Here is a 23,998-nt window from a genome sequence, read left to right as displayed (position 1 = left end):
CCGGTTATCCTTCTTCTGCCACTCGGCCCGCGCGGCGCAGCGCCTCGACCACCAAACTTACCCGGCTCCCCTTGGATCCTTTTACCAGAACCACATCGCCCGCGTCGATCAACCGGTGCGCCTGCGCCGCCAGCTCTTCAGCGGTCGCAACCCACCGGCCCCGACGCACCTTGGGTAACACATCCCACAGCGCGCGCATGCGCGGCCCGACACAGTGGATCTCGTCAATCCGCGCCACATCGGGCAGATCGGCCAGACCAATGTGCATCGCCGCCTCATCAGCGCCCAATTCCAACATATCGCCCAGAATTGCAATCCGTCGCCCATGCGCCACGCGGCCCACCCCATCGCGCGGATGCGCGGCGGCCAGCACTTCGAGGGCGGCTGCCATCGAAGTGGGGTTGGCGTTGAACGCATCGTCGATCAGGTCGATGCTCATGCCATCACTGGTCAGATCAAGTACCAGTTCCTCTCGGGTACCGCGCCCGGCAGGCGGGGCCCAACTCGCGAGATCGGCCATCGCCACCGCCCGGTCACAGCCCAGCACCTGCACCACCGCCAGCACCGCCAGCGCATTCATCGCGAAATGCCGCCCCGGCACGCCAACCTTGTAAACCAAAGGCGAGCGCCAGGCGCGGGCATGGCCCACCGTCACCCGGTCATGTAGTTCCACATTGAGCAGCCGGTGATGCGCACCCTTCGCAGTGCCAAAGCTGACGGTCCGCGCCGCCCAGCGCCCGGCCTCGGCCCGCAGGATCGGCGCGGTCGCGATATCGGCGTTGATCACCGCCACGCCCCCCGGCTCCAACCCTGCAAAGATGCTGGCCTTTTCGCGCGCAATCCCTTCGATATTCTCGAACGCCTCAAGATGCGCCGCCGCGACCGTCGTGATCACCGCCACATGCGGCCGCGCCATACGCGCCAGGGGCGCTATCTCGCCCGGATGGTTCATACCGATCTCGATCACGGCGAACCGGGTATCGACCGGCATCCGCGCCAGCGTTAGCGGCACCCCCCAATGATTGTTGTAGCTGGCCTCTGCGGCATGAGTGCGGCCCTGATGGCCCAGCACATCGCGCAGCATTTCCTTGGTCGAGGTCTTGCCAACCGATCCGGTCACCGCCACCACCCTGGCCTGCGTGCGCGCACGCCCTGCGCGCCCCAGCGCCTCAAGCCCCGCCTGCACATCCGCAACGATCAGGAGCGGCGCATCGGCGGGCACCCCTTCGGGCACGCGACTCACCAATGCGGCCGCCGCCCCCTTGGCCAGCGCTTGCGCGACAAACTCATGCCCGTCGCGCGCCGCGTTCAGCGCCACGAACAGATCGCCGGGCCGCAGCGTGCGCGTGTCGATCGACACGCCCGACGCCTGCCAGTCGCCCGTCGCACGGCCGCCGGTGGCCGCCGCAGCCTCATGTGCAGACCAAAGGCTCATACCCGCCCCCCATCCAGAACCGTCACCGCCAAACTTGCCTGTTCCACATCGTCGAACGGTAACACATCATCACCCACGACCTGCCCGGTCTCATGGCCCTTGCCACAGATCAACAGCGCGTCCCCCGGCCCCAGCGCATCCACCCCGCGCAAGATCGCCTCGGCCCGGTCGCCCACCTCAGACGCCCCCGGACAGCCCGCCATCACCGCCGCACGAATGCTTGCGGGATCTTCCGAGCGTGGATTGTCATCGGTCACGATCACCAGATCGGCATGGGCCCCGGCGGCCTGTCCCATCAGCGGACGCTTGGCCCGGTCACGGTCGCCGCCCGCCCCCACGATCGCAATCAAACGCCCCATCACATGCGGGCGCAGCGCCTTGAGCGCGGTGGCCACCGCATCGGGCGTATGGGCATAATCGACAAACACCGCCGCGCCAGTGCTCCGCGTCGCGGCCAACTGCATGCGGCCCCGCACCGTCTTCATGCCAGGCAAAACCTCGAACACCCGCTCGGCATCGGCCCCGGCCCCAATCACCAGCCCCGCCGCCAAGAGCACATTTTCCGCCTGAAACCCACCAATCAAATCAAGACGCACCTGAGTGACCTCATCCTCCCACTCGAACCGGACCGACTGCCCCGTGGCATCGAACCGCTGCGCCAACAGGCGCAGATCAGCGCCCGGCGCACGCCCCACAGTGATAAGATCTTGACCCCGTTCCGTCGCAATCGCCGCCATCTCGGCCCCGCGGGCATCGTCGATATTGATCACCGCCACCCCATCCTCGGGCAAAACGCGGGCAAAGAGCCCCGCCTTGGCCGCGAAATAGTCGTCAAAGCTGGCGTGATAATCCAGATGATCCTGTGTGAAATTGGTGAACCCCGCCGCCATCAGATGCACACCATCCAAACGCCGCTGCGCCAACCCATGCGACGAGGCCTCCATCGCGGCATGGGTCACCCCGGCTATTTCGCACTTGGCCAACATGCGATGCAGGGTAATGGGCTCGGGCGTGGTATGTCCCAGAGGCGCGCTATAGGCCCCCTCGACCCCGGTGGTCCCAAGGTTGACCGCGTCAAAGCCCAGACGCTCCCAGATCTGCCGGGTAAAGGTCGCGACGGACGTCTTGCCATTGGTGCCGGTCACCGCGATCATCGTCTCAGGCTGCGCGCCGAACCACAGCGCGGCGGCAAAGGCCAGCGTCTGGCGCGGGTCTTCGGCCACCACCAAGGCCGCATCGCTCAGGCTCAGAAATTCCTGCGCCATCCGCGCGCCCGTGGCATCGGTCAGGATCGCCCCCGCCCCCTGCCGCAATGCATATTGGATGAACTCCGCACCATGCACCTTGGTCCCCGGCAGCGCGGCAAATAGAAATCCCGGCCTCACCTCGCGGCTGTCCACCGCCAATCCTGTTACCTCGGCTTGCCGACCGGCTTGGGCGGTCAGTCCCAAAGCCGCCAATGATTTAATCTGCCCCACCGCACTGCCCCGTTCCGGCTTAATTCGATGTCAGGCTTATAGCAGCAAGCGGGCTGGGTTCAATCTCGGGTCGTAGCCCCAGCAAAGGGGCGACGCGACGGATGATTTCGGCGACCACCGGCACGGCGGTCCAGCCCGCAGTGCGGCGCGGCTCATCCCCAGAGGTCTCGACCGGCTCGTCCAATGTCACCACCAAAACGTATTTCGGATCATGCGCCGGAAACATGCTGGCAAAGGTCGAAATGACCTTATCCTTGTAATAACCGCCACCGCGTTCCTTGGGTTTGTCGGCGGTGCCGGTCTTGCCGCCGACCGCATAGCCCGGCACATCGCCAAGGCTCGCCGTGCCTTCGGTCACGACATGCCGCAAGATTTCCCGCATCGCCGCAGCGGTCTCTTCGGTAATGACCCGCGGACCCGGCGCGCGGTTCGGATCGCGCAGCAGGGTCGGTGTCACCCGCCGCCCGCCGTTGGCAATCGTGGCATAGCCAGCCGCCAGATGCATCGGGCTGACCGACAACCCGTGACCATAAGAGATCGTCATGGTTGACAGCTCGGACCAGTTCTTGGGCAAGAGCGGTGTGCTGCCCGAGGCTTCGGCAATTTCCAGCTCGACCGGGGCCATGAACCCCAGTTGATCCAGAAACTCGCGTTGCCGCTTGGCACCGATTTCAATGGCGATACGCGCCGTGCCGACGTTCGAGGATTTGACGATCACCTTGGTGACGCTCAACTCCGGCCCGTAATTCTTGAAATCGCGGATGCGAAACTTACCCCATTGCATCGGGCTCTTCGTGTTGATCATGGTTTCAGGCGTCAGCATCCCCAGATCCAGCGCCTGCGCCACCGGGAACACCTTGAACGTGCTGCCCAGTTCATAAACCCCCTGCACCGCACGATTAAAGAGCGGGCTGTCACTCGGGCTGCCCGATGTCGGCAATGCCGGGCGATCGTTGGGGTCGAAATCGGGCAAAGAGGCCACGGCCACAACCTCGCCGGTATGCACATCCATCAGGATGCCCGCAGCCCCCTTGGCGTTCATGATCTTCATGCCGCCGTCGAGAACCCGCTCCATCGCCGCCTGCACGCTCAGATCAAGCGAAAGAACCAGCGGCTCATGCGCCTGCGCCGGGTCCCGCAACCGCGCATCCTGATGCCGCTCAATGCCCGCCACGCCGACCAGTTCGGCGGCATGCACCCCCTCACGACCAAAGCCGGTGCCGCCCAGCACATGCGCCGCCAACCGGCCATTGGGATAGAGCCGCATCTCACGCGGACCAAACAGCAGTCCCGGCTCGCCAATATCATGCACGGCCTGCTGTTGCTCGGGGCTGATTTTCTTCTTGATCCACAGGAACTTGCGCGATCCGGTAAAATCCCGAAGCAACCGCTCGCCGTTCAGATCGGGAAAAATCTCAACCAGTTTTTCTACGGCATGCACCGGGTCGATCATCTGCTGCGGCTGCGCATAGAGACTGTGCGTGTCGAAATTGGTGGCAAGCATGCGTCCCTCGCGGTCCACAATATCGGCCCGCTGCGCAAATATCTGCGCCCCTGCAACGCTCGTGGTAGGCTCAGACGGCTCGGTCCCGGCCAAAACCGCCATCCGCCCGCCTACAACCGTAAATGCCAGAAAAAACACCCCTGCCAGCACCAAGAGCCGCCCTTCGGCTCGGCGCCGCGCGCGATCGCGCATCTCTTCATGGCGCAACCGGATATTCTCGCGCTCAATCGCATCCGGGTTCTCACCCCGGCTGCGCGCCTCCAGAATGCGCGCCAGCGGGCGCAGCGGTGTGCGGATCATGGGAACTGCTCCATGTTCGAGACATCAACGGGATTGCTGATCGGCAATTCTGCCGGCTTGGGGAATGCCACCTGATCGACGCGGCCAAACTGATAGGGTTGCAGCGGCAACAAACCCAGCTTGTCGTAGTTCAACTCCACCAGATCCATCAGACGATCAGGACGGTTAAGATAGGCCCATTCGGCATTGAGCACCCGAAGCCGCGCCCGCGCCGCGCCGATGCCGCGCTGCAACTCTTGCGCCTGCGCCTGCGCCTCTTGGGTGCGATAATTTTCCCGATAGGCCCAAAAGGCCAAGCCAATCACCGAAAGCGCTGTCAAGACACAGATGAGACTGCGCATCATCTCTCTCCCTTCAACATGGGCATCCCAAGTTGTGTACGCTCCGTACGTCCAGCCCGCACATCTGTACGGACCGCCACGCGCAACCGGGCCGAGCGCGAGCGCGGATTTTCGGCTAATTCTTCATCATCAGGCCCGATGGCCTTGCGTGATTTGAGGATAAATTGCGGCTCTTCCCGCGCGATTTCGGGGGCGTGTCGGCTGCCAGTGCCACCGCCCCCCGAACGTAACTGCATGAAACGCTTGACCATTCTGTCCTCGATGGAATGGAATGTCACCACTGCCAATTGCCCACCCGGCCGCAGCGCCCGCTCTGCCGCCTCCAACCCGTCGATGAGCGCGCCATATTCGTCATTCACCGCAATGCGGATCGCCTGAAAACTCCGCGTCGCCGCATGCGCCTGACCGGGCTTGGAGCGCGGCAAGCACCGCTCGACAAGGCTCGCTAGTTGCAGCGTGGTTTCGATCGGGGCCACGTCCCGCGCCTTGACAATTGCCCGCGCGATCCTGCGGCTCGCCCGTTCTTCGCCATAAAGATAAAGGATATCCGCTAGTTCCGCCTCAGCCGCCGTATTCACAAGATCGGCAGCCGTCGGCCCATCCTGGCTCATCCGCATGTCGAGCGGGCCGTCCTTCATAAAGGAAAACCCCCGCTCGGCCCGATCCAACTGCATCGAAGACACCCCCAGATCAAGCACGACCCCGTCAAGATCCGTGGCATAGTCATCCATCTGCGCGAAATTGCCCTGCACCAGCCGCAGCCGCTCGCCATAGGCCGCACCCCAGTCCCGCGCCATCTCCAGCGCCAGCGGGTCACGGTCCACGCCGATCACCTGGTCTGCCCCCGCCTCCAGCAATGCGCGGGTATAGCCCCCCGCCCCCAGCGTCCCGTCCAGCCAGACCCCGCGCACCGGCGCCACGGCGGCAATCAGCGGGCGCAAGAGAACGGGGATATGCGGTGCGGTATCTTTTGGGGCGGCGGCAGCGGCCATGGGTCAAGCCCCTTCCGGATTATCGAGCAGGATCAGCGGGTCGAAATCCTCGGGGAAATCGTTCAACCAGTCTTCGGTCTTGGCAAGCTCTTCGCTCTCATAGGTCTCGGGCTTCCAGATCTGAAAGGTGTCGCCCGCAGCGATAAAAAACGCATCCCCCTCTAGCTCGATTTTCTTGCGCAACTTGGCAGGCAGCACCAGCCGCCCGGTCTCGTCGACCGAGGTGGGAAAGCTTTGACCATGGAACATCCGTTGCAGATGCTTGCGCGCATTAGAACCGCGCGGCAAGGCGTTGATCTTGTCATCGACCTCCTGCATCGCCTCGATGGTGTAGCATTCGAGATAGCGGCGGCGGTGATCGCCATAAACAATAATCAGTTCCGGGTTCAGACCGTCGGTCCAGTTCGGGTCAGAGGCCTCGATCACACGGCGAAACAGGGCCGGGATTGATACCCTGCCCTTTCCATCCACCTTGTGGAGGCTCTCACCTCTGAATATCCGGCCCACTGTCCCGTTGGTCCTTTATGCCGCCCCCGAATGAAACGCACCCCTCAGACACGAAACGGCGAGTTGATCTGCTGCCACTGATCAACCCGCCGCCCTCGTCCCGCTTGAGCGGGGTGTCCGACTGCGCGCGCCACCTGGGGGGATGTCTGCTCGCTCGCGCGCCGGATCTCTTTGTTCGATGAAAGCGGGGGCCTGTATGAAACCTGACTTGGGAGTTTTCGGGGTCTTGTCGCCCCTCTGTGATCCCGTCCTCATCGTGCATTATTGATACACTGGGAAATTCTCCCATAGCAATGATTTTTTTCGCAATCAGCCACATGATGTTGTTTTCGAATAGATCTCCGAACAACATAATGTGTCAAACTCGATCAATATAACACCTCATATTGTGGAGCTTATCCGTATGACATCAATATATGTGAAAATAGAGGCCATTCAGAAATGTACCATGAATTCCCATTCATTTTGAGATCAAATCTAGTTCACAGGCTTTTTCCCATGAAATGACCTTAAAATAATTGGAAATCGCACGCGAATACCCGCCACATCAGCCGGGTGATTCGCGGATATCCGCGCATTTGTGCCACCTGCAGGCGTTAATCCCATCAGTTCCCGTAAGAAACCCCATCCCATGCCTCAAAACGACTGAACCCCGCCACTTGGGCGGGGTTCGGCTTGGGCTTGCGCCTGAATGACCGGGGCGACCGGGCACCTTCGTCCGTGATCAGCTCACCAATCGCCGCAATGCAGGCAGGCGCGACAGGATCGCCCCGTCAAGAGCCAGAACCGCGATCAGCGTGAGCCCCGCCAAAGGAAAGGCCAGCGACACCACCAATCCGATCAATACAGCCCCCTGCCACATCGGCATGTCCTTGGGCAGCGGCGGCGCCGCAAGACGCCCACCCGCCCCCGCAGGTCGTCGCGTCCACCACATCACCACCGCACTGATACAGAGAAACAGCACCGCAAGGCAGACCGCCGTGTTGGCCAGTACGCTCCAGAGCCCCATGGTGCCCATATGCAGCGCAATACCCACCGCCATCGCCTTGCCCGCCAGCGAATAATCCGCATATCGCACATCAGCGAGGATATTGCCGGTATATTGATCCACATGCACCGTGCGATCAGAAGTGGGATCCGTGTCATCAGTGTTCATGGAATCGCGGTTGATGGTCCAGACGCCGGTTTCGCCAGCTGGCAGATTGAGCTGATAGCGCGCCTTAAATCCGATCTCGCGCGCCAAAGCATTGAGTGTGTCGATATCCACCACCGTTCCCTCGGCAAGCCCTGCATGCCCCGCATGACTGCCCGAGGCGGGCATGGGCGTCAGTTCCAACGCCCAAGGCACCTCTTTGCGGTCATGGTTCATGCTGGCGTGAATATCGTCCGACAGCGGCACGTTATCCCATTTCTCAGCGGGGAACTGACTCCAAGCCTGAACCATTTTTTCGCCCCAGACACCTGTCCAGGCGAGGCCGGACACCAGAAAGAACACCAGAACAATTGAAATCCAGAACCCCAGCACCCCGTGCAACGACCGCCAGAGCGCCCGGCCCCGTCCGAATGTGGGGATCAGCGCGGCACGCCATCCCGCCTCACGCGGCCACCACATATAGAGGCCGGTGGCAATCAGAACCATACCCAGAGAGGCTGCAACCTCCAGCATCCGGTCGCCAGTCACACCCAACATCAACTCACTGTGGATACCATCGGCGAAATCATACCAGCCGGACCGACGCGGAAAGATCTCCAGCACCTCTGCGGTATAGGGATTGACGACAACCATATTGGCATCACCATCACGATCGACGCGAAAAATCGCCGCCAGACCGGCGCTGCGTGGGGCGACATATTGCTTGAGCGTGCCACCGGGAACAGCGCCAAGCGCGCCTTCAGCCTGCGCTGACACGGCCAGAGCCGCGGCTTGCGGCACCACCGGCGTGCGTTCGCCGTCACGCCCGTCCACCCAGGAAATCCACAGCATCATCATGCCGGTAACCGCAAGGATGCAGAAGAATGGGATTACAAAAAGCCCGGCATAGAAATGCCAACGCCACGCTGCAAAATAGAATTTGTTGCCCCCCGGGCGCGCCTGCGCAGGGGGATAGGCCGTATCAATCGACGTCATGGAAAACTCCATCAGAGATACCCTCTGACTCCCGAGGGCACAGGGTGAAATGCGGAAGGTTCTGGATAATCAGGCGCGCGGCGGCGCGCGACCTTGGGCCAGACGATGCCCTCTGCCCTGTGGGAGTGATTGGGATGCCTCAGTGTGCCGGTCCAGCATGCGTGGCGCCAACCATGGATCAGCCGCCGGCTCAACTGCGGGCACCATCGCGGCATCCACCAGACGGCAGGCATCGCAGCCGCCAGCGGCCTGATGCTCTGAATGCCCCGCGCCGGATGCCAGCGCCTCATGACCTTCGCACAGATCCTGCGCCGTGCCCCCCGCCGCGACAAAGGCGATATAAGCCGGGTCCATGGCACGGGCGTTGAAACCACGATGTCCAAATCCCACAGCGGCCATCGCCACAGCAAAGGCGAAGACCACAAATAGCTTTGGGATAAGGTTCAATGGAACACGCATAACGAGAAAAAACTTGCCACAGCTCAAAGACTCGCGCCAGCCTCTAATATCTCTGGCCGCGTTGCATTTTCCCGCCCAAGGTCACACCGCATCTGCGCCGCAGGCAGGCTCACCTCATGCGACAGGTCAAGGACCACCTCCCCCAGAGACTGAAACCCCGCCGCCACGCAGAACGGCACGGCATTCAATGGGCACAGACAGTGCAGGCGCTGTACGCCTGACCGCCCTGCCGCCGCCAAGAGATACGCCAGCAACGCACGCGCCATGCCGCGCCCCTGCCACTCTGGCGCAACGGCCAGATGCCGCAGATGGGCCTGCCCGGGCGGGCAGGCCCGCCCAAACGGGCTGATGTCACTCCATCCTGCGGTCGCCACCACCTCATCTTCGACTTCAATCAGATAATACCGCCCGCCAAACAACTGTGCAGGTGTGCTGCGCGTCAGAATCGGCATCGCTTGGCGCACCAATGCCTCGGGGTAGGCGCTGCGCATATGCTCTGCATAGGCGGCACGCATGAGATCATTGATCGCCGAATGGTCGGCGGGAAAGATGGGGCGGATCAGAAACTCGGACATGGAACATACTCTTGCGGTAAATCGCCGACCACCTGAGCGCCCAAAAGAAAAAGCCGCGCTCGGGTTGGCGCGGCTTTGGCTGTCTGGTCTGAAAGGGGATCTTACTTGATCTTGCCTTCCTTGTACTCGACATGCTTGCGCACCACGGGATCGTACTTTCGTACGGTCATCTTTTCGGTCATGGTGCGTGCGTTTTTCTTGGTCACGTAAAAATGGCCCGTGCCCGCGGTCGAGTTCAGACGGATCTTGATGGTCGTCGGCTTCGCCATTGGTTATCTCCTGCGCCGGGCAATCAGATCACCCGTGAATATCTCATGAAGCCTGCCTTTTACCGACGCGCGCGCCCGAGTCAACCGCGATTGTCGTGAAAGTCAGCTATTTCCTTGTTGCGTGTGCTCAGTTCGACGACAGGCGCGTCGGTTGCCGGTAGAAGTGATGCACCCCAATCGAGGCGGTGCGCGGAAATTGCCGGGCCCAACGGGGGCTGACAGAACGGGTGTGGTAATGGGTGGCACCGCTGGTCAGGCTGCGCGGCGCGCCATCGACCATCAATCGGGCAACCTTGCCAACGGTCTCGAATGCCTCGCGTTCCGCGATCACATCAGCATGTCCGTCGCAGGTATAGGTAAACTGGCACTGGTATTTGCGGCCGGTGCCCTGATGGATCACACCGCAGATCGTATCGGGATAGTTGGAATCATCCACACGGTTCATGATCACCTCGGCCACGGCGAACTGTCCCTTGACGCTCTCACCACGTGCCTCAAAATAGAGCGCCTCAGCCAAACAGCGCCATTGCGCTCCGCCTTCGGCGGTGTCTTGCTGATCGAGCCATGCGCTCGAATATCTGATCTCGGTCTCGGGGCGGCTCAGATAGCTCGCCATTCGGTCGCCAGAGATTGCACGCAACGCGCGCATTTCTTGATCCATCAATCGGGTCACCGGCGTATCTGCCAGGACTGGGCCTGCCAACACCGCGAGTACCGCAGCGAGTGCAATCCGTCTCATTTTAGTCTCCAGGCGGGTGGACGTATGGTCCACTGCATGCGCGCCGCATAGACAAAAACCGCGATTGCGTCCACCCAAGCCACAGGCGGGTTCCCGCCGATGGCTATTTCTGTCGCAAAATACCGCTCGACATTGCCCGATGTTGCGCGAAGAGCGGCGTTTCCTACCGCATCTTGTCCTTGACGGTCAGCTGTGCGGCAGCAAGTCGCGCCACCGGAACGCGGAACGGAGAACAGGAAACATAGTTGAAACCGGCATCGCGGCAAAAGGCGATTGATTCGGGGTTTCCGCCATGCTCGCCACAGATCGAAAGACTGATGTCCGGATTGGCAGCCCGACCGCGCTCTGCCCCGATTTTCAGCAACTCGCCCACGCCATCGACATCCAGCATATGAAATGGGTCTTCGGGGTAAACGCCCTGCTTGACATATTGCGACATGAACCGCCCCGCATCGTCGCGCGACAGACCATAGGTCATCTGCGTAAGGTCATTGGTCCCAAAGCTGAGGAAGGACACCAGCGGCGCAAATTCGCCCGCACGCAGCGCCGCACGCGGCGTTTCAACCATCACACCCAGATGATAGGTGAACTCGCGGCCGGTTTCATTGCGCACCGCCGCCGCCACCGCATCGACCCGCGTCTTGACCAGTTCGACCTCGCGCTTGGCGCTGACCAGTGGGATCATAATCTCAGGCACCACCGGCGCGCCTTCACGGCTGGCCTCCAGCGTCGCCTCAAAGATCGCCCGCGCCTGCATGTCGTAGATTTCCGGCACGGTGATCCCCAGACGCACCCCGCGCATGCCCAGCATGGGATTATATTCGCTGAGCGCCTCGACCCGCCGGGTCACATCCGACAGCGGCAGATCAAGCGCCTCGGCCAGTTGCAGATGCCCGGCCCGGTCCGTGGGCAGGAATTCATGCAAGGGCGGGTCAAACAGTCGAATACAGACCGGCAGACCCTGCATGATCCGAAAGAGATCCGCCAGATCGGCGCGCTGCATCGGCAACAGCCGCTCCAGCACGGCGGCGCGATCCGTGCTGCCATCGGCAAAGATCATCTCGCGCATCACCGTCAAACGCTCGGTGTTAAAGAACATGTGCTCGGTACGGCAAAGCCCGATGCCACGCGCGTTGAAATTGCGCGCCACCTCGGCATCGGCGGGGGTATCGGCATTGGCACGCACAGCAATGTCGCGCACGTCATCCGCCCAGCTCATCAATGTCTGGAACGACTCGTCACGCGCCGCCTCAAGCAGCGGGGTCTCGCCGGCCAGCACCAGCCCTCCGGTGCCATCTATGGTGATGACCTCGCCCGCCTTGACCACCCGGCCATCGGGCATGCTCAACTGTTTGCGCCGGGTCTGAAAATGAATATCCGACGCTCCCACAACACAGGGCAGGCCGATACCGCGGCCAATGACCGCCGCATGGCTGGTCATGCCGCCACGCTCAGTCAGCACCGCAACGGCCGCATGCATGCCTCGAATATCCTCGGGGCTGGTTTCACGCCGTACCAGAATACAGGCCTCGCCCCGCGAATGCCCGGCCTGCGCCTCGGCGGCGGAAAACACCACCCGGCCCGTGGCGGCGCCGGGACTGGCGGCGATACCGCGCGCCAGCACGTCACGGGGGGCGTTCGGGTCCACCTGACGGTGCAGCAATTCATTGAGCGCGCGCGGCTCGATTCGCATCAGCGCCTCGTCACGGCTGATGATGCCATCCTCGGCCATAGCCACCGCAATCCGCACTGCGGCACGCCCGTTGCGTGCCACCCGCAGCCCGTCCAGAATCCAGACCCGACCATTCTCGATGGTGAATTCGGCCTGCATTTCCTCGCGCAGCTTTGCCCGCATCAATGTCGCATGTGCCTTGATCTCGGCAAAGGCTTCAGGCGCCAATTCCTCCAGCGACGGTCCGCGCGGATCGCGGGTGAGGTAAATCGCATCCACCCCACCGCTCAGCGCGTCGCGCCCCTGACTCTGGCTCAGGTAGCGCCCGATGATCTGGCGCGCGCCCGTCTGCCCATTCACAAGCTGCATGACACCAGAGCCGCACTCCCCCTGCCCCAGCCCCAGCACCAACTCCTGCACCACAAGGCCCAACCCCGCATCCGCAGGCGCGCCCTTGGCCTGACGCAAGAGCCGCGCCGTCGTACCCTCCCAAGCGCGCGCCATCGAGCGCAGCACCTCGGTCAACTGCTTGCCGGGGTCTTGGGGGAATGGCTCTTCGGCCTCGTCCTCATAGGCCTTGAGCGCTTGTGTCAGCCCCAGCACCGGATCGGGCGAGACATCCTCGAACACATCGGGATCAAGTCGCGCCACATGGATCGCATAGGCTTGTACAAATCGCAGATAGACATGCGAGGCCGCTTCCTTGCCAATTTTGTCCGACAACTCGACAAAGCGCGCGTCATTAATGCCAATATTGAGCACCGCCCCCGGACCGCCCCAATCGGGGTCCTCGGACGAGGGCCGCACACAGAGCAGCGGCGCATCGCCAAACGGCGCCAGAAACCGCCCCATATCCGGCACTTCGCCCGCGGCAATGCGGTGCACCGCCTCGAACGACAGCGCAATGGTACGCGGCACCGGCAAATTCAACCGCACAAGGCGTTGCAGGCATTTCGCCCGCCCCCCGTGGGTTTCGGTATGCATCGGGGCCGTGGGGGTGATCAGGGTGATATGGCTGTCGTCTTGCTGCACTGCGGCACCTTTCCTTTGCCCGCACCATACGCCCGCTGACGGACAAGGCAAGGGAAAGGATCACGGGGATGAGGTGTCACCCTCGGGCTTGACCCGAGGACCTCTTGCCGTTGGAGATCCGCAGGTCAAATCCGAGGATGGCGCGGTCTAGCCCTCGATCCGGGTCAGGTCCGCCGCCTGTAGGCAGATATGGCGAATACTGCTCAACAGGTTCAGACGATTGCGCCGGATAACCTGCGACTCTGCATTGACCTGCACAGCCTCAAAGAAGGCGTCAATCGGCGCACGCAAGCCCGCCATAGCGCCCATCGCCCCGGCGAAATCCTCGGCTTTGAGGGCGGCAGCAATCGCAGGTTCGGCGGTGGCAAGCGCGGCAAAGAGCGCCTTTTCCTCGTCGGTTTCCGCGAATTTCACATCCGCGCCATAGGAATATTCCACCCCGTCCTTTTGCTCGGCTTGGGTCAGAATGTTGTTGGCCCGCTTGAAGCCTTGCAACAGGTTCTCGCCATCGTCGGTTTTGAGGAAATCACTGAGCGCCGTGGCGCGTTTGACCAAAAGGGTGAGATCGTCATTCCCGCCCATCGCCAGACAGGCGTCGATCACGTCATGGCGGATGCCTTCATCCTTCAGATGCACCTTGAGGCGGTCGTGGAAGAAGGCGAGGAGGTCAGCCGAAAACTCAGGAACCGACTGTCCCAACTGCGCCACGATGGTTCCCTCCCAGCGGTCCTTGGGTTCTCCGTTGGCCTGCAAGCGATCAAGAACCGCGTGATAGGCGGCCCGAAACACCCCTTGTTCCGCCAACTCGCCCAACACCTCTTCCAATGTGTCGATCTCGCCTTTCGTGGCCTTGTTGCGGTAGAGGTTCATCTTTTGCCGCATGAGTTGAGCGTCGATCACCCCTGTCAGCGGCAACCGCGCCCCATTCCCCAACACCAAGCGGATCACCCCAAGCGCCGCGCGGCGCAGCGCATAGGGGTCTTTCGACCCCGTGGGCTTTTCATTTATCGCCCAGAATCCCGTCAGCGTGTCGATCTTGTCAGCCAGCGCCACCGCTACCGACACCGGCGCGCTCGGCACGGCGTCGCCCGGCCCGAGCGGCTTGTAATGTTCCTCACAGGCTGCCGCCACCTCGTCCGGCAGCCCCGCCGCCTGCGCGTAATAGCGCCCCATCAATCCCTGCAATTCAGGGAATTCGCCGACCATGGCAGATTGCAGATCGGCCTTGGCCACACGCGCGGCCTGCGCGGCCAGATCGGCATCCGCACCCACCTGCGGCGCGATTTCGCGCACCAGTGCCGAGATGCGGTCGATCCGGTCGGCTTGGCTCCCCAGCTTGTTGTGGAAGGTGACAGAGGCCAGCCCCTCGGCCATGCCCTCCAGCCCGCCTGCCTGCACCGTGCGCAGGTCATTCTCCCAAAAGAACTTCGCATCTGACAGACGCGCCGCCAGCACCTTTTGATTGCCTGCCAAAATCGTCGCCCCTTGATCGGCAGTCTCGACATTGGCAACCGTGACAAAGCGCTCAATCCGACCGGTCTTGGGGTTCCTGACGCTGAAAAACTTCTGATGTTCCTTCATCGAGGTCTGCAACACCTCTGGCGGCAGGCCCAGAAACGCGGCGTCAATCCGCCCCATCAGCACCACGGGCCATTCCACCAGCCCCGCCACCTCAGCCAAGAGTCCGCGATCCTCAACCAGTTCCAAGCCAGAGGCAAAGGCCTGATTGCCAGCGTCTTGCCAGATATGTTGCGCCCGCTCGTCTGCGTCCAGAATGACATGCGCACGCCGCAACTTGATACGGTAATCATCAAAGGATGACACCGCAAACCGCCCCGCCCCCATGAAACGGTGCCCCTCGGTCGTGTTGCCCGCGCGGATGCCGTCGACATCCAGATCAACGACCTGAACCTCGCCCGCCTCATCGCTCAGAATGCACAGGATAGACTGTAAAGGCCGCACCCAGCGCAGGTTGCCCGCACCCCAGCGCATCGACTTGGGCCATGGAAAATTACGGATGAGCTTTTCGAACTCCTCAGCCACGATCTCCGCCGCCGCACGACCGGGGCGGGTGAGGGTGGCGAAATAGACCTGCCCTTTTTTCTCGTCGCGCACTTCCAGTTGATCACGGGTCAGCCCCGCACCGCGCAAGAAGCCCTGAATGGCGTTTTCCGGCGCATCAACCCGCGGGCCTTTACGTTCCTCTCGGGTGGTCGGGCTCTGGGCGCTCAGGCCCTGCACGGTCAGCGCCAGACGGCGGGGCGTGGAATACGCCGCAGCGCCCGCATAGGTCAGCCCGGCCTCGACCAGCGCATCGGTCAGACCTCGGCGCAAATCCTCGGCAGCTTTCGCCTGCATACGTGCCGGAATTTCCTCGGAGAAAAGTTCGATCAGGAGGTCGGGCATGGTTCAGTATCCTTGCGGCGGTTCGGGGCAATCGGCGGGGGCGGGTTGTCCGTCGAACACCACCTCACCGCAACGGTTGATCTGATGCCAGACATAGCCCCGCCCGTCCTCTGTGATGGCGACCACGCGGTCAACGCCGTAAATCACGTCGCGCTGCCCGAGAAAGGCCAACGCGCGACCCTCTTCCAGTGCCTTGCCAATGGCTTGAGCGTCGTAGCACTCGAACCATGTGGGGGCGGTCAGCGGCTCGGCCCGTTCATAGATTTCATAGGTCTCTGTCAACATCGCATGGCTCATCGCGGTGGTGAAACAGGCGCGATAGCGGATCGGGCTGCTGTTGGCATCAATGGCGCGGAAATCGCCGTAAAGCACTGGTTCCGGCATGCCCGTAACCAGCGAGGTCAGCACCACATCATTGGTGCCATCGACGGCCACTTCTTCGTAAAAGTGGTAGACCTGCAGGTAATACATGGCCGCGCCGGCCACCACTGCCGTGATCAGGATCGCCCCTGCCAGTATCTTGCCCATTACGCCGCCTGTCCCCCGGCCTCGGTCTGCACAAAGGCATCGGCGCATTTCTTGGCCAGCGCCCGCACCCGGCCGATATAGGCCTGCCGCTCGGTCACGGAAATCACGCCCCGCGCATCGAGCAGGTTAAACAGATGACTGGCCTTGATGCATTGATCATAGGCGGGATGCGCCATGATGATCCGCTTGCCGGTCTTGGGGTCCACGGCATCCTGTGCCAGAATCGCCTCGCATTCGGCCTCGGCTTCTTCAAAATGTCGCAACAGAACCTCGGTGTTGGCGACATCGAAATTCCAGCGGCTGTATTCTTCCTCGGTCTGGCGGAACACATCGCCATATTTCAGCGCAATCGGCGCGGCGGGATCGTTGAATGGCATGTCCATCACATGATCAATGCCCAGCACATACATCGCCAGCCGTTCCAATCCATAGGTCAGCTCTCCCGAAACCGGCGCGCAGTCATGCCCGCCAACCTGCTGGAAATAGGTGAACTGGCTCACTTCCATGCCGTCGCACCAAACCTCCCATCCCAGACCCCATGCGCCAAGGGTCGGGCTTTCCCAGTCATCCTCGACAAAGCGGATGTCATGCAGTGCCATATCAATCCCGATCGCCCTGAGCGAACCCAGATAGAGATCCTGCATATTCGGCGGGCTGGGTTTGATCAGCACCTGATACTGGTAATAATGCTGCAAGCGGTTGGGGTTCTCGCCATAGCGCCCATCCGTGGGACGGCGAGACGGCTGCACATAGGCCGCCGCCCACGGTTTTGATCCCAAAGAGCGCAACGTGGTGGCGGGATGAAAGGTGCCTGCGCCCACTTCCATATCATAGGGTTGCATCATCGCGCAGCCCTGCGCCGCCCAATAGCTTTGCAGCCGCAGTATGATTTCCTGAAAGCTGCGCGGTTTTTCAGTCGTGTCGCTCATGCCTGCCCCCGGGGACGCCCCTGATTTGCCGCCCCTACCTAGGCCGGGTGCGGGGCGGGGTCAATCGGGCGTTTGGCGCACCGGCGCACCGGCACGACCCAAATATTTCGAGTGCATCGCCCGGCAATTTTGATAATACGCCCAAAAGGTCTGAATGACCGTTACAGGAAACGACTTAGGGAATCTGATGGCGCGTATATTTCTGGGGTTCATTTTTGCGGTTTTCATCGTCGCACCTGCGGCATGGGCACAAGAGGAGGCTGTCGTTTGGGTTCAAATCGAGGCCCAACCCAGTCTTAATGAGGCACAGACCAGCGCGCGCCGCTATGCTGCCACACTGGCGGATGTGAACGGATTCTCGCTTGGGCGGGGCTGGTATGCTATCGCGCTTGGGCCCTACCGGCGCGACGAAGCCGAGCGTGTCTTGCAGGTATACCGCGCGGAGGGCGTGATTGCGCGCGACAGCTATATTGCTGAAAACAGCGATTATCAGCAGCAGTTCTGGCCGATTGGCGCGAACCTGCTGGACCGCCCCTCTGGGCCGGTCGTGCCCGCCCTTGATAGCCCGCCCATCGTGGCCGTTGACCCCGCACCCGTGCCCACAGAACCGGAACCCGCAGACGAGACCCCGCGCGAGGCACGCGAGAGCGAGAGCCGGCTCAGCCGTGACGACCGCGCCCAATTGCAGGAGGCGATGAAATGGGCCGGAACCTATGAAGGGGCCATCGACGCAGCCTTTGGACAGGGCACCCGTGCCGCAATGGCGCGCTGGCAGACACAAAACGGTTTTGAGGCGACCGGCGTGCTCACCACCCGGCAGCGGGCGGAGTTGCTGGGTCAATACAATGCCGTGTTTGAGGGGCTAAAGCTTGCGGTGGTGCGCGACAATGCCACAGGAATCGCCATGGAATTGCCCACCGCCGTGGTCGGCCTTGACCGATACGAACCGCCCTTTGCGCATTTCAATGCCATAGGCGACATTGACGCCCGTGTTCTTCTGATCAGCCAAGAGGGCGATCACGCCACGCTGGCCGGCCTCTACGAAATCATGCAAACGCTTGAAATCGTGCCTGAGACCGGACCGCGCAGCCTCAAGAGCGACAGCTTTACCCTGATCGGCGAGAGTGCGTTAAAGGTGTCGCACACTCAGGTCTGGCTGCGCGATGGAGAGATCAAGGGCTTTACCATGATCTGGCCCGCCGGTGACGAGGCCCGCCGCACGCGCCTGCTGGCACGGATGCAGGACAGCTTTGACTGGCTGCCCGGCACGCTTGACCCAAGCGAGGGCAGCGGCGCGCAGGATATTGACCTGATTTCAGGGCTGGAAATTCGCAAACCGATGAAATCCCGCTCGGGGTTCTACGTCGATACGAGTGGCGCGGTGCTGACCACCGCCGAAGCGGTTGAAGGATGCAGTCGGATCACAATTGACGAGAGCTATCAGGCCGATGTGATCTTGACCGACGCGGCCCTCGGGGTGGCGATCCTGCGCCCGCGCACGGCACTTTCTCCGCTGCGCGTCGCCACCTTTCAGGAAACCACACCGCGCCTGCTCAGCGATGTGGCAGTGTCGGGCTATTCCTATGGCGGCATCCTCGGGGCGCCGACGCTGACTTTTGGCCAGCTCTCCGATTTGCAGGGGCTGAATGGCGAACCCAACCTCAAACGCCTCACGCTCGCCGCGCTTGAGGGAGACGCCGGTGGCCCGCTGCTTGATGTCGGAGGCGCGGTGCTGGGGATGCTGCTGGCGCGCGCCGACACCGGGCGCACCCTGCCGCAAGAGGTCAGCTTTGCCGCCAACAACAACGCGCTCCAAGAGGTGCTGGCCAAAGCCGGCATCACCCCGCACACCACAACCGCACAGGACCGCATCCCGGCCGAGACGCTGACCGACCGCGCAGGCGACATGACCGTGCTGATCAGTTGCTGGGAATAACGCGCGCCCGTAAAAGAGCCGCGCGCCACATCGGCGCATCCGGCCCGTGCGCTTTCCAGTCTGCATAACGCGAACCGGACATCCATGTCTCTCGGGGCTTTTCCGCACGGATCAGCCCCGGATCAGGCCAAACCTCTTGGCTCTGACGGTTAAGGCTCCGGTTTTTTATCCCCGACCGCGATAGGGCGGCACCCCCTGATCGGGAATCCAGACCCCCTCAGGCATCGCCCCCGTCTGCCAGAACACATCAATCGGAATGCCGCCGCGCGGATACCAATAGCCACCAATGCGCAGCCACTCCGGCTCTAGAAATTCGGCCAACCGCCGGGCAATCGAAATCGTGCAATCCTCATGGAACGCGCCATGGTTGCGAAAACTGGTGAGGTAAAGCTTGAGCGCCTTGCTCTCGACCAGCCATTTGCCGGGCACATAATCAATCACCAGATGCGCGAAATCCGGCTGACCGGTCATCGGGCAGAGCGAGGTAAACTCGGGCGCGGTGAAGCGCACATTATAGAGCACATCCGCCTGCGGATTGGCCACCCGCTCCAACACTGCCTCTTCCGGGCTCTGCGGCACGCGGGTTTCCCCGCCCAGTTGCTTAAGATCCTTGTAAATATTCTCGCTCATCGTTGTCTCCTTCACACCCCGCGCTTGTTGCCCCAGAGCATCACATGCAGTTGCGGCAAAACCTTCGCGTCAAACCATCCGTCGGCGGTCACCCGGTCCACCAACCAGCGCATGCGCGCGTCAATGCCGTCCTGATCCACGGTTGCGGCATCATCCTCGGGCGGGGGCGGCGTGTGATTGCCCGGTTGCAAATAGACCGGCAGACCCGGATAGCGCCCCGCAGCCTCCCGCGCCCAGTGATAATCCGCCTCGTCAAACACCACGATCTTGAGAACAGTTGCCGCGCCCTTGGCCGCGTCAATGCACGCGCCGAACACCGCCCAATCCACCACCATCCCTGACGAGGGCGGCTTGGGGCTGAGCACCAGCATATCCAGCGCCGCAAACCAGTCGCGCGCGACCGAACCTTGGGTTTCCATCGCGAACCGATATCCGCGCGCATGACCCATCCCGATCAACGCGCCCAAAGGCTGAATCGCCGGATTGCCGCCCGAGAGCGTCACCATGATCGGTCGCCCGCCTGACAGCCGCGCCACCTCTTTCATCACCGCTTCGGCGCGCATCGGCGCCCATGTCTCGCGATAGGCTGAATCGACGGCGTGCAGGCTGTCGCACCAGCTACAGCGATAATCGCACCCCCCGGTGCGCACGAACACCGTAGGCTGACCGATCAAGGCCCCCTCGCCCTGAATGGTCGGACCAAAGATTTCGGATACGCGGATCGCCTCGCTCACGGGCGGTACTCCGCCCATGTTTTCGGCGTCTCGCTGACCTTGATCGCCGTCACCTCGGGCCAGCGCGCGCGGCACCAGTCGTAAAAATGCTTAGCCATCCGCTCGGCAGTGACGCAGTCATCGCCCAGCACATCATTCAGATGCCGGTGATCGAGCGTGTCATCAATATACCGCTTCAAATCGCCCAGATCGAGGTAGTCGCGGACAAAGCCATGCGCGTTCAATTCGGCGGCGGTCAGTTCCACCACCACAACGTAATTATGCCCATGCAACCGCGCGCATTGATGCTCGAGCGGCAGACCAAACAATTGATGCGAGGCGGAAAAATGAAACTCCTTGGTGATCCTATACATCACGCCTCCCGCCCGGCCACAGCCGCCAGCCAGAAATCCGGGTCCTCATAGTCGGTGGGGTCCACCACCCCCGCCAGATGAAACGCCTCGCGCCGCTCGACACAGGTGCCGCAGCGCCCGCAATGACGCGCACCGCCCTTGTAGCAAGACCATGTTTCGGCAAAGGGCGTACCGTGCTTGGCCCCATCGGTGACGATATCACCCTTGGAGCCCTGCAAATAGGGCGTGTAGAGCGTGACCTCGGCATAGCCTTCCAGCGCCGCATCCTGCATCGCCTGAAAGGCATGGATGAAACCGGGGCGGCAATCGGGGTAGATGAAGTGATCCCCGCCATGCACCGCCGTGGCCACGGCGTCGGCCTTTTCCGCCGCCGCCATGCCAAAGGCAATGGCCAGCATGATCGCATTGCGATTGGGCACGATGGTGATTTTCATGGTTTCTTCGGCGTAATGCCCGTCCGGCACCGCCACGTCATCGGTCAGCGCCGATCCCGATAGCGCCGCCCCGATCTGGCGAATATCCACCACCTTATGCGGCACGTCCAATCGGCGCGCGCAAGCAGCGGCGTACTCCACCTCCTTCACATGGCGTTGCCCGTAATCAAAGCTCAGGAGCCCCGCCAATTCATGCTCGGCGGCGACCCTATGGGCGAGCGATACGGAATCGAGCCCGCCCGAGCAGATAACAATCGTCCTCATTTTTCATCCTTGTTTTTTAAAGCGGGTAGGCTGCGACCGCTTGACCCCGCGCATCTAACGCCTTTGCGCGGCGAAAACAAGGCGGCGCTACGGAGCCAATCGCCCCCGCAATTCGGTCTTGAGGACCTTGCCATAGTTGTTCTTGGGCAGGTCCGCCACCGCAACATAGCGCTTGGGTCGTTTGAAACGCGCGATCTGGCTCAGGCAATGCGTATCAAGCGCCACCTCATCAAGCGCGCCATTGCAGACGACAAAGGCCACCACCACCTCCCCCCATTCCGCATTCGGCATACCCACCACCGCAGCCTCGATCACCGACGGATGGGTCAAGAGTACTTCTTCCACCTCACGCGGATAGATATTGCTGCCACCCGAGATAATCATATCCTTGGACCGGTCCTGCAAGGTCACATAGCCATCTGTATCCATCCGGCCCAGATCCCCGGTCCAGAGCCAGCCACCTTTGAGCGCCTTTTCACTGGCCGCCGCGTTCTGCCAATAGCCCGGCATCACCGCATCACCGCGCACAAGGATTTCGCCCACCTCGCCAGATGGCACCTCGGCCCCGGTTTCATCTGCAATCCGCACTTCGCCCACCGATTGCGCCCGCCCGACCGAGGCCAGCCGATCACGCCAACGCGGATGAGTGCGGTCCGCCACATCGTCGCGGCCAAGCGCGGTGATTGCCATCGGGCACTCCCCCTGCCCGTAAATCTGCAGGAACACCGGGCCAAAGACCTCAACCGCCTCCAGAATATCGGCCAGATACATCGGCCCCCCGGCATAGACCACGCTGCGCAGCCCCTCACCGGTCTCGCCGCTCACACGCGCCCGCGCCGTCAACCGCTTGACCATGGTCGGGGCCGCAAACATATGCACCCGGCCATAATGCCGCGCGAGACCAAAGATTTCGGCCTCGTCAAACCCGCCCGAGGCGGGGCAAACATGCCGCGCGCCGCGCAACACATGCACCATCGCATAGAGCCCCGCACCGTGGCTCATGGGGGCACTGTAGAGCGTGGTATCCTCGCCCGTCACCTCGTCCACATCCGCCAGATAGGCGAGCGACATCGCCACCAGCATGCGGTGCGTGATCCGTACCCCCTTGGGCCGCCCGGTGGTGCCAGAGGTGTAAAACAGCCACGCCAGATCCCCCGGCGCCCGCGTCGCCACCTCTGCCACGGCCTTGTCGCGCGTCACCGCTTGCGCCGCAATGCCCTGTTCGGCAAGGGCGTCGCACCGCGCCGCATCTGCCAGAACCACCCGTACACCTGCATCCGCGATGATCCACGCCGCCTCTGCCGCGTGCAGCTTGGCATTGATCGGCACAGTGGCCGCCCCGGCATACCAAATGCCATAGAGCGCCAAGAGATATTCGGGCGCATTGCCCATGAAAATCGCCACCCGGTCGCCGGGGGCCACGCCCTGTGCCAAGAGTGCGCCCGCCACCTCGCGGGCGGCGCGATCAAACCCCGCATAATCCGCCACCGGCGCAACGCCTGCACAGAGCGCTCCACGCTCGGGCCACGCCCGCGCCGCCCGCTCCAGCCAGATTCCGATGTTCATTGCCCTGTCCTCCCCACCGCCACCAAACCACCAACGCAGACACAGCACAATTCCGTAGAAACACGCAAAGCCCTTGGCGCGCCGCCCCCCGCGCGGCATAAACGCGGCATGGAGACCGCCATGGACATCAAGGAACTCGCCTTCGAACACGCGCCCGTTGGCCTCGTGCTGCTGGAACACCGCATCATACGCCAATGCAACCGGCACTTCGCCACAATTTTTGGCGACACGCCCGACGACTACCTCAACATCCCGCTGGCCCGCTATTATCCCTCGATCGAAGATTACCGCCGCATCGGTGCCGATGCGCTTGCCATCATGCGCAAGACCGGGCGCTACGCCGATGAGCGGGTGATGAAACGCCGCGATGGCACGCTGTTCTGGTGCCGGGTGCGCGGCCAGTCCCTCACCCCCGAGGCCCCCTTTCAGCGCGGCATCTGGTGCTTTTCCGATCTGTCCAAGGAACGCCCCCTTGTTCAACTGACCCAACGCGAACGCGAAGTGGCGATCCTCACCTGTCGCGGCCTGACCTCCAAGGAAATCGGGCTTGAGCTTGGCCTGAGCTACCGCACGGTCGAGGTCTACCGTGCGCGACTCCTTGAGAAATTTCAGGCCCGCAAACTGGCCGAACTGGTCGCAAAATTATCCGGCATGCCACTCTGATTGCCCGCCGCTCTCGTAAAATTGCCCCAACGCCCCTAGATTTACAGGTAATGGCCGCTTTTCTCAGCCGTCACCTTGCCCTATAAGCGGCCAAAACAAATGCCATGAGCCCCCCCGTGGGACA

22 protein-coding genes are annotated in these 23,998 nt (G+C 62.3%); 2 read left to right on the top strand and 20 right to left on the bottom strand.

Annotation, left to right across the window (positions count from 1 at the left end; genetic code table 11):
• Window positions 1-4: 4 nt before the first annotated feature.
• The 15 genes from ACN0SW_RS11515 to ACN0SW_RS11445 all read right to left on the bottom strand — a co-directional run bounded on the left by ACN0SW_RS11515 (window position 5) and on the right by ACN0SW_RS11445 (window position 17,294).
• Complete coding sequence (locus ACN0SW_RS11515; RefSeq protein WP_417728074.1) at window positions 5-1,435, bottom strand: UDP-N-acetylmuramoyl-tripeptide--D-alanyl-D-alanine ligase; 1,431 nt, start codon at window positions 1,433-1,435, stop codon at window positions 5-7.
• Window positions 1,432-2,913, bottom strand: a complete 1,482-nt coding sequence (locus ACN0SW_RS11510) for a UDP-N-acetylmuramoyl-L-alanyl-D-glutamate--2,6-diaminopimelate ligase (protein ID WP_417728073.1) — start codon at window positions 2,911-2,913, stop codon at window positions 1,432-1,434. Before ACN0SW_RS11510 ends, ACN0SW_RS11515 begins: the two co-directional genes overlap by 4 nt.
• A gap of 19 nt (window positions 2,914-2,932) precedes the next feature.
• Complete coding sequence (locus tag ACN0SW_RS11505) at window positions 2,933-4,717, bottom strand: peptidoglycan D,D-transpeptidase FtsI family protein (RefSeq protein WP_417728072.1); 1,785 nt, start codon at window positions 4,715-4,717, stop codon at window positions 2,933-2,935.
• Complete coding sequence (gene ftsL / locus ACN0SW_RS11500; protein WP_417728071.1) at window positions 4,714-5,061, bottom strand: cell division protein FtsL; 348 nt, start codon at window positions 5,059-5,061, stop codon at window positions 4,714-4,716. Before ftsL ends, ACN0SW_RS11505 begins: the two co-directional genes overlap by 4 nt.
• Entirely contained in the window at window positions 5,058-6,050 is a 993-nt protein-coding gene (gene rsmH, locus ACN0SW_RS11495; RefSeq protein ID WP_417728070.1) for a 16S rRNA (cytosine(1402)-N(4))-methyltransferase RsmH, read from the bottom strand. Before rsmH ends, ftsL begins: the two co-directional genes overlap by 4 nt.
• 3 nt (window positions 6,051-6,053) lie before the next feature.
• Window positions 6,054-6,557, bottom strand: coding sequence for a division/cell wall cluster transcriptional repressor MraZ (mraZ, locus tag ACN0SW_RS11490; RefSeq protein WP_417728069.1), 504 nt, complete (start codon window positions 6,555-6,557; stop codon window positions 6,054-6,056).
• A gap of 724 nt (window positions 6,558-7,281) precedes the next feature.
• Entirely contained in the window at window positions 7,282-8,685 is a 1,404-nt protein-coding gene (locus tag ACN0SW_RS11485; protein ID WP_417728068.1) for a PepSY-associated TM helix domain-containing protein, read from the bottom strand.
• Window positions 8,686-8,754: 69 nt separating this feature from the next.
• Window positions 8,755-9,132 carry a hypothetical protein gene (locus ACN0SW_RS11480; RefSeq protein ID WP_417728067.1) on the bottom strand — a complete coding sequence of 126 codons (378 nt, stop codon included), beginning with the start codon at window positions 9,130-9,132 and terminating at the stop codon, window positions 8,755-8,757.
• A 35-nt stretch (window positions 9,133-9,167) separates the two neighbouring features.
• Window positions 9,168-9,719, bottom strand: coding sequence for a GNAT family N-acetyltransferase (locus tag ACN0SW_RS11475; protein WP_417728066.1), 552 nt, complete (start codon window positions 9,717-9,719; stop codon window positions 9,168-9,170).
• Between the two features lie 101 nt (window positions 9,720-9,820).
• Entirely contained in the window at window positions 9,821-9,988 is a 168-nt protein-coding gene (gene rpmG / locus ACN0SW_RS11470) for a 50S ribosomal protein L33 (protein ID WP_007799108.1), read from the bottom strand.
• A gap of 127 nt (window positions 9,989-10,115) precedes the next feature.
• Window positions 10,116-10,727: a cell wall hydrolase gene (locus ACN0SW_RS11465; RefSeq protein WP_417728065.1), complete on the bottom strand. Its 612-nt coding sequence runs from the start codon at window positions 10,725-10,727 to the stop codon at window positions 10,116-10,118.
• Window positions 10,728-10,890: 163 nt separating this feature from the next.
• Window positions 10,891-13,383 (bottom strand): putative PEP-binding protein, encoded by a 2,493-nt coding sequence (locus ACN0SW_RS11460; protein WP_417728187.1) that lies wholly within the window; start codon window positions 13,381-13,383, stop codon window positions 10,891-10,893.
• Window positions 13,384-13,578: 195 nt separating this feature from the next.
• Window positions 13,579-15,837: a glycine--tRNA ligase subunit beta gene (glyS, locus tag ACN0SW_RS11455; protein ID WP_417728064.1), complete on the bottom strand. Its 2,259-nt coding sequence runs from the start codon at window positions 15,835-15,837 to the stop codon at window positions 13,579-13,581.
• Window positions 15,838-15,840: 3 nt separating this feature from the next.
• Window positions 15,841-16,365 (bottom strand): DUF6446 family protein, encoded by a 525-nt coding sequence (locus ACN0SW_RS11450; protein WP_417728063.1) that lies wholly within the window; start codon window positions 16,363-16,365, stop codon window positions 15,841-15,843.
• The gene (locus tag ACN0SW_RS11445; protein WP_417728062.1) at window positions 16,365-17,294 is read right to left on the bottom strand and encodes a glycine--tRNA ligase subunit alpha; all 930 of its coding nucleotides are present in this window, start codon (window positions 17,292-17,294) and stop codon (window positions 16,365-16,367) included. The genes ACN0SW_RS11450 and ACN0SW_RS11445 overlap by 1 nt, the downstream gene beginning before the upstream one ends.
• A gap of 187 nt (window positions 17,295-17,481) precedes the next feature.
• Here ACN0SW_RS11445 and ACN0SW_RS11440 point away from each other — a divergent pair, with 187 nt between their 5' ends.
• Window positions 17,482-19,230: a serine protease gene (locus ACN0SW_RS11440; RefSeq protein ID WP_417728061.1), complete on the top strand. Its 1,749-nt coding sequence runs from the start codon at window positions 17,482-17,484 to the stop codon at window positions 19,228-19,230.
• Window positions 19,231-19,395: 165 nt separating this feature from the next.
• On the opposite strand, the gene queF is transcribed toward ACN0SW_RS11440, so the two are convergent.
• The 5 genes from queF to ACN0SW_RS11415 form a co-directional block, all read right to left on the bottom strand.
• Window positions 19,396-19,860, bottom strand: a complete 465-nt coding sequence (gene queF, locus ACN0SW_RS11435; protein WP_417728060.1) for a preQ(1) synthase — start codon at window positions 19,858-19,860, stop codon at window positions 19,396-19,398.
• 11 nt (window positions 19,861-19,871) lie between these two features.
• A complete protein-coding gene (gene queE / locus ACN0SW_RS11430; protein WP_417728059.1) occupies window positions 19,872-20,612 on the bottom strand; it encodes a 7-carboxy-7-deazaguanine synthase QueE in 741 nt (246 codons plus the stop codon).
• Entirely contained in the window at window positions 20,591-20,947 is a 357-nt protein-coding gene (locus ACN0SW_RS11425) for a 6-pyruvoyl trahydropterin synthase family protein (RefSeq protein WP_417728058.1), read from the bottom strand. Before ACN0SW_RS11425 ends, queE begins: the two co-directional genes overlap by 22 nt.
• Window positions 20,947-21,645 (bottom strand): 7-cyano-7-deazaguanine synthase QueC, encoded by a 699-nt coding sequence (gene queC, locus ACN0SW_RS11420; protein WP_417728057.1) that lies wholly within the window; start codon window positions 21,643-21,645, stop codon window positions 20,947-20,949. Before queC ends, ACN0SW_RS11425 begins: the two co-directional genes overlap by 1 nt.
• 87 nt (window positions 21,646-21,732) lie before the next feature.
• Window positions 21,733-23,211: a class I adenylate-forming enzyme family protein gene (locus ACN0SW_RS11415; protein WP_417728056.1), complete on the bottom strand. Its 1,479-nt coding sequence runs from the start codon at window positions 23,209-23,211 to the stop codon at window positions 21,733-21,735.
• A gap of 120 nt (window positions 23,212-23,331) precedes the next feature.
• Here ACN0SW_RS11415 and ACN0SW_RS11410 point away from each other — a divergent pair, with 120 nt between their 5' ends.
• The gene (locus ACN0SW_RS11410) at window positions 23,332-23,874 is read left to right on the top strand and encodes a LuxR C-terminal-related transcriptional regulator (RefSeq protein WP_417728055.1); all 543 of its coding nucleotides are present in this window, start codon (window positions 23,332-23,334) and stop codon (window positions 23,872-23,874) included.
• The last annotated feature ends 124 nt before the right edge of the window (window positions 23,875-23,998 follow it).

The sequence above is a fragment of the Roseovarius sp. genome (genome assembly GCF_048262375.1).
In the GTDB taxonomy this organism is placed as follows: domain Bacteria; phylum Pseudomonadota; class Alphaproteobacteria; order Rhodobacterales; family Rhodobacteraceae; genus Roseovarius.
The sequence above is the reverse complement of the archived record's forward strand: the minus strand, read 5'-3'. Positions and strand labels throughout refer to the sequence as shown.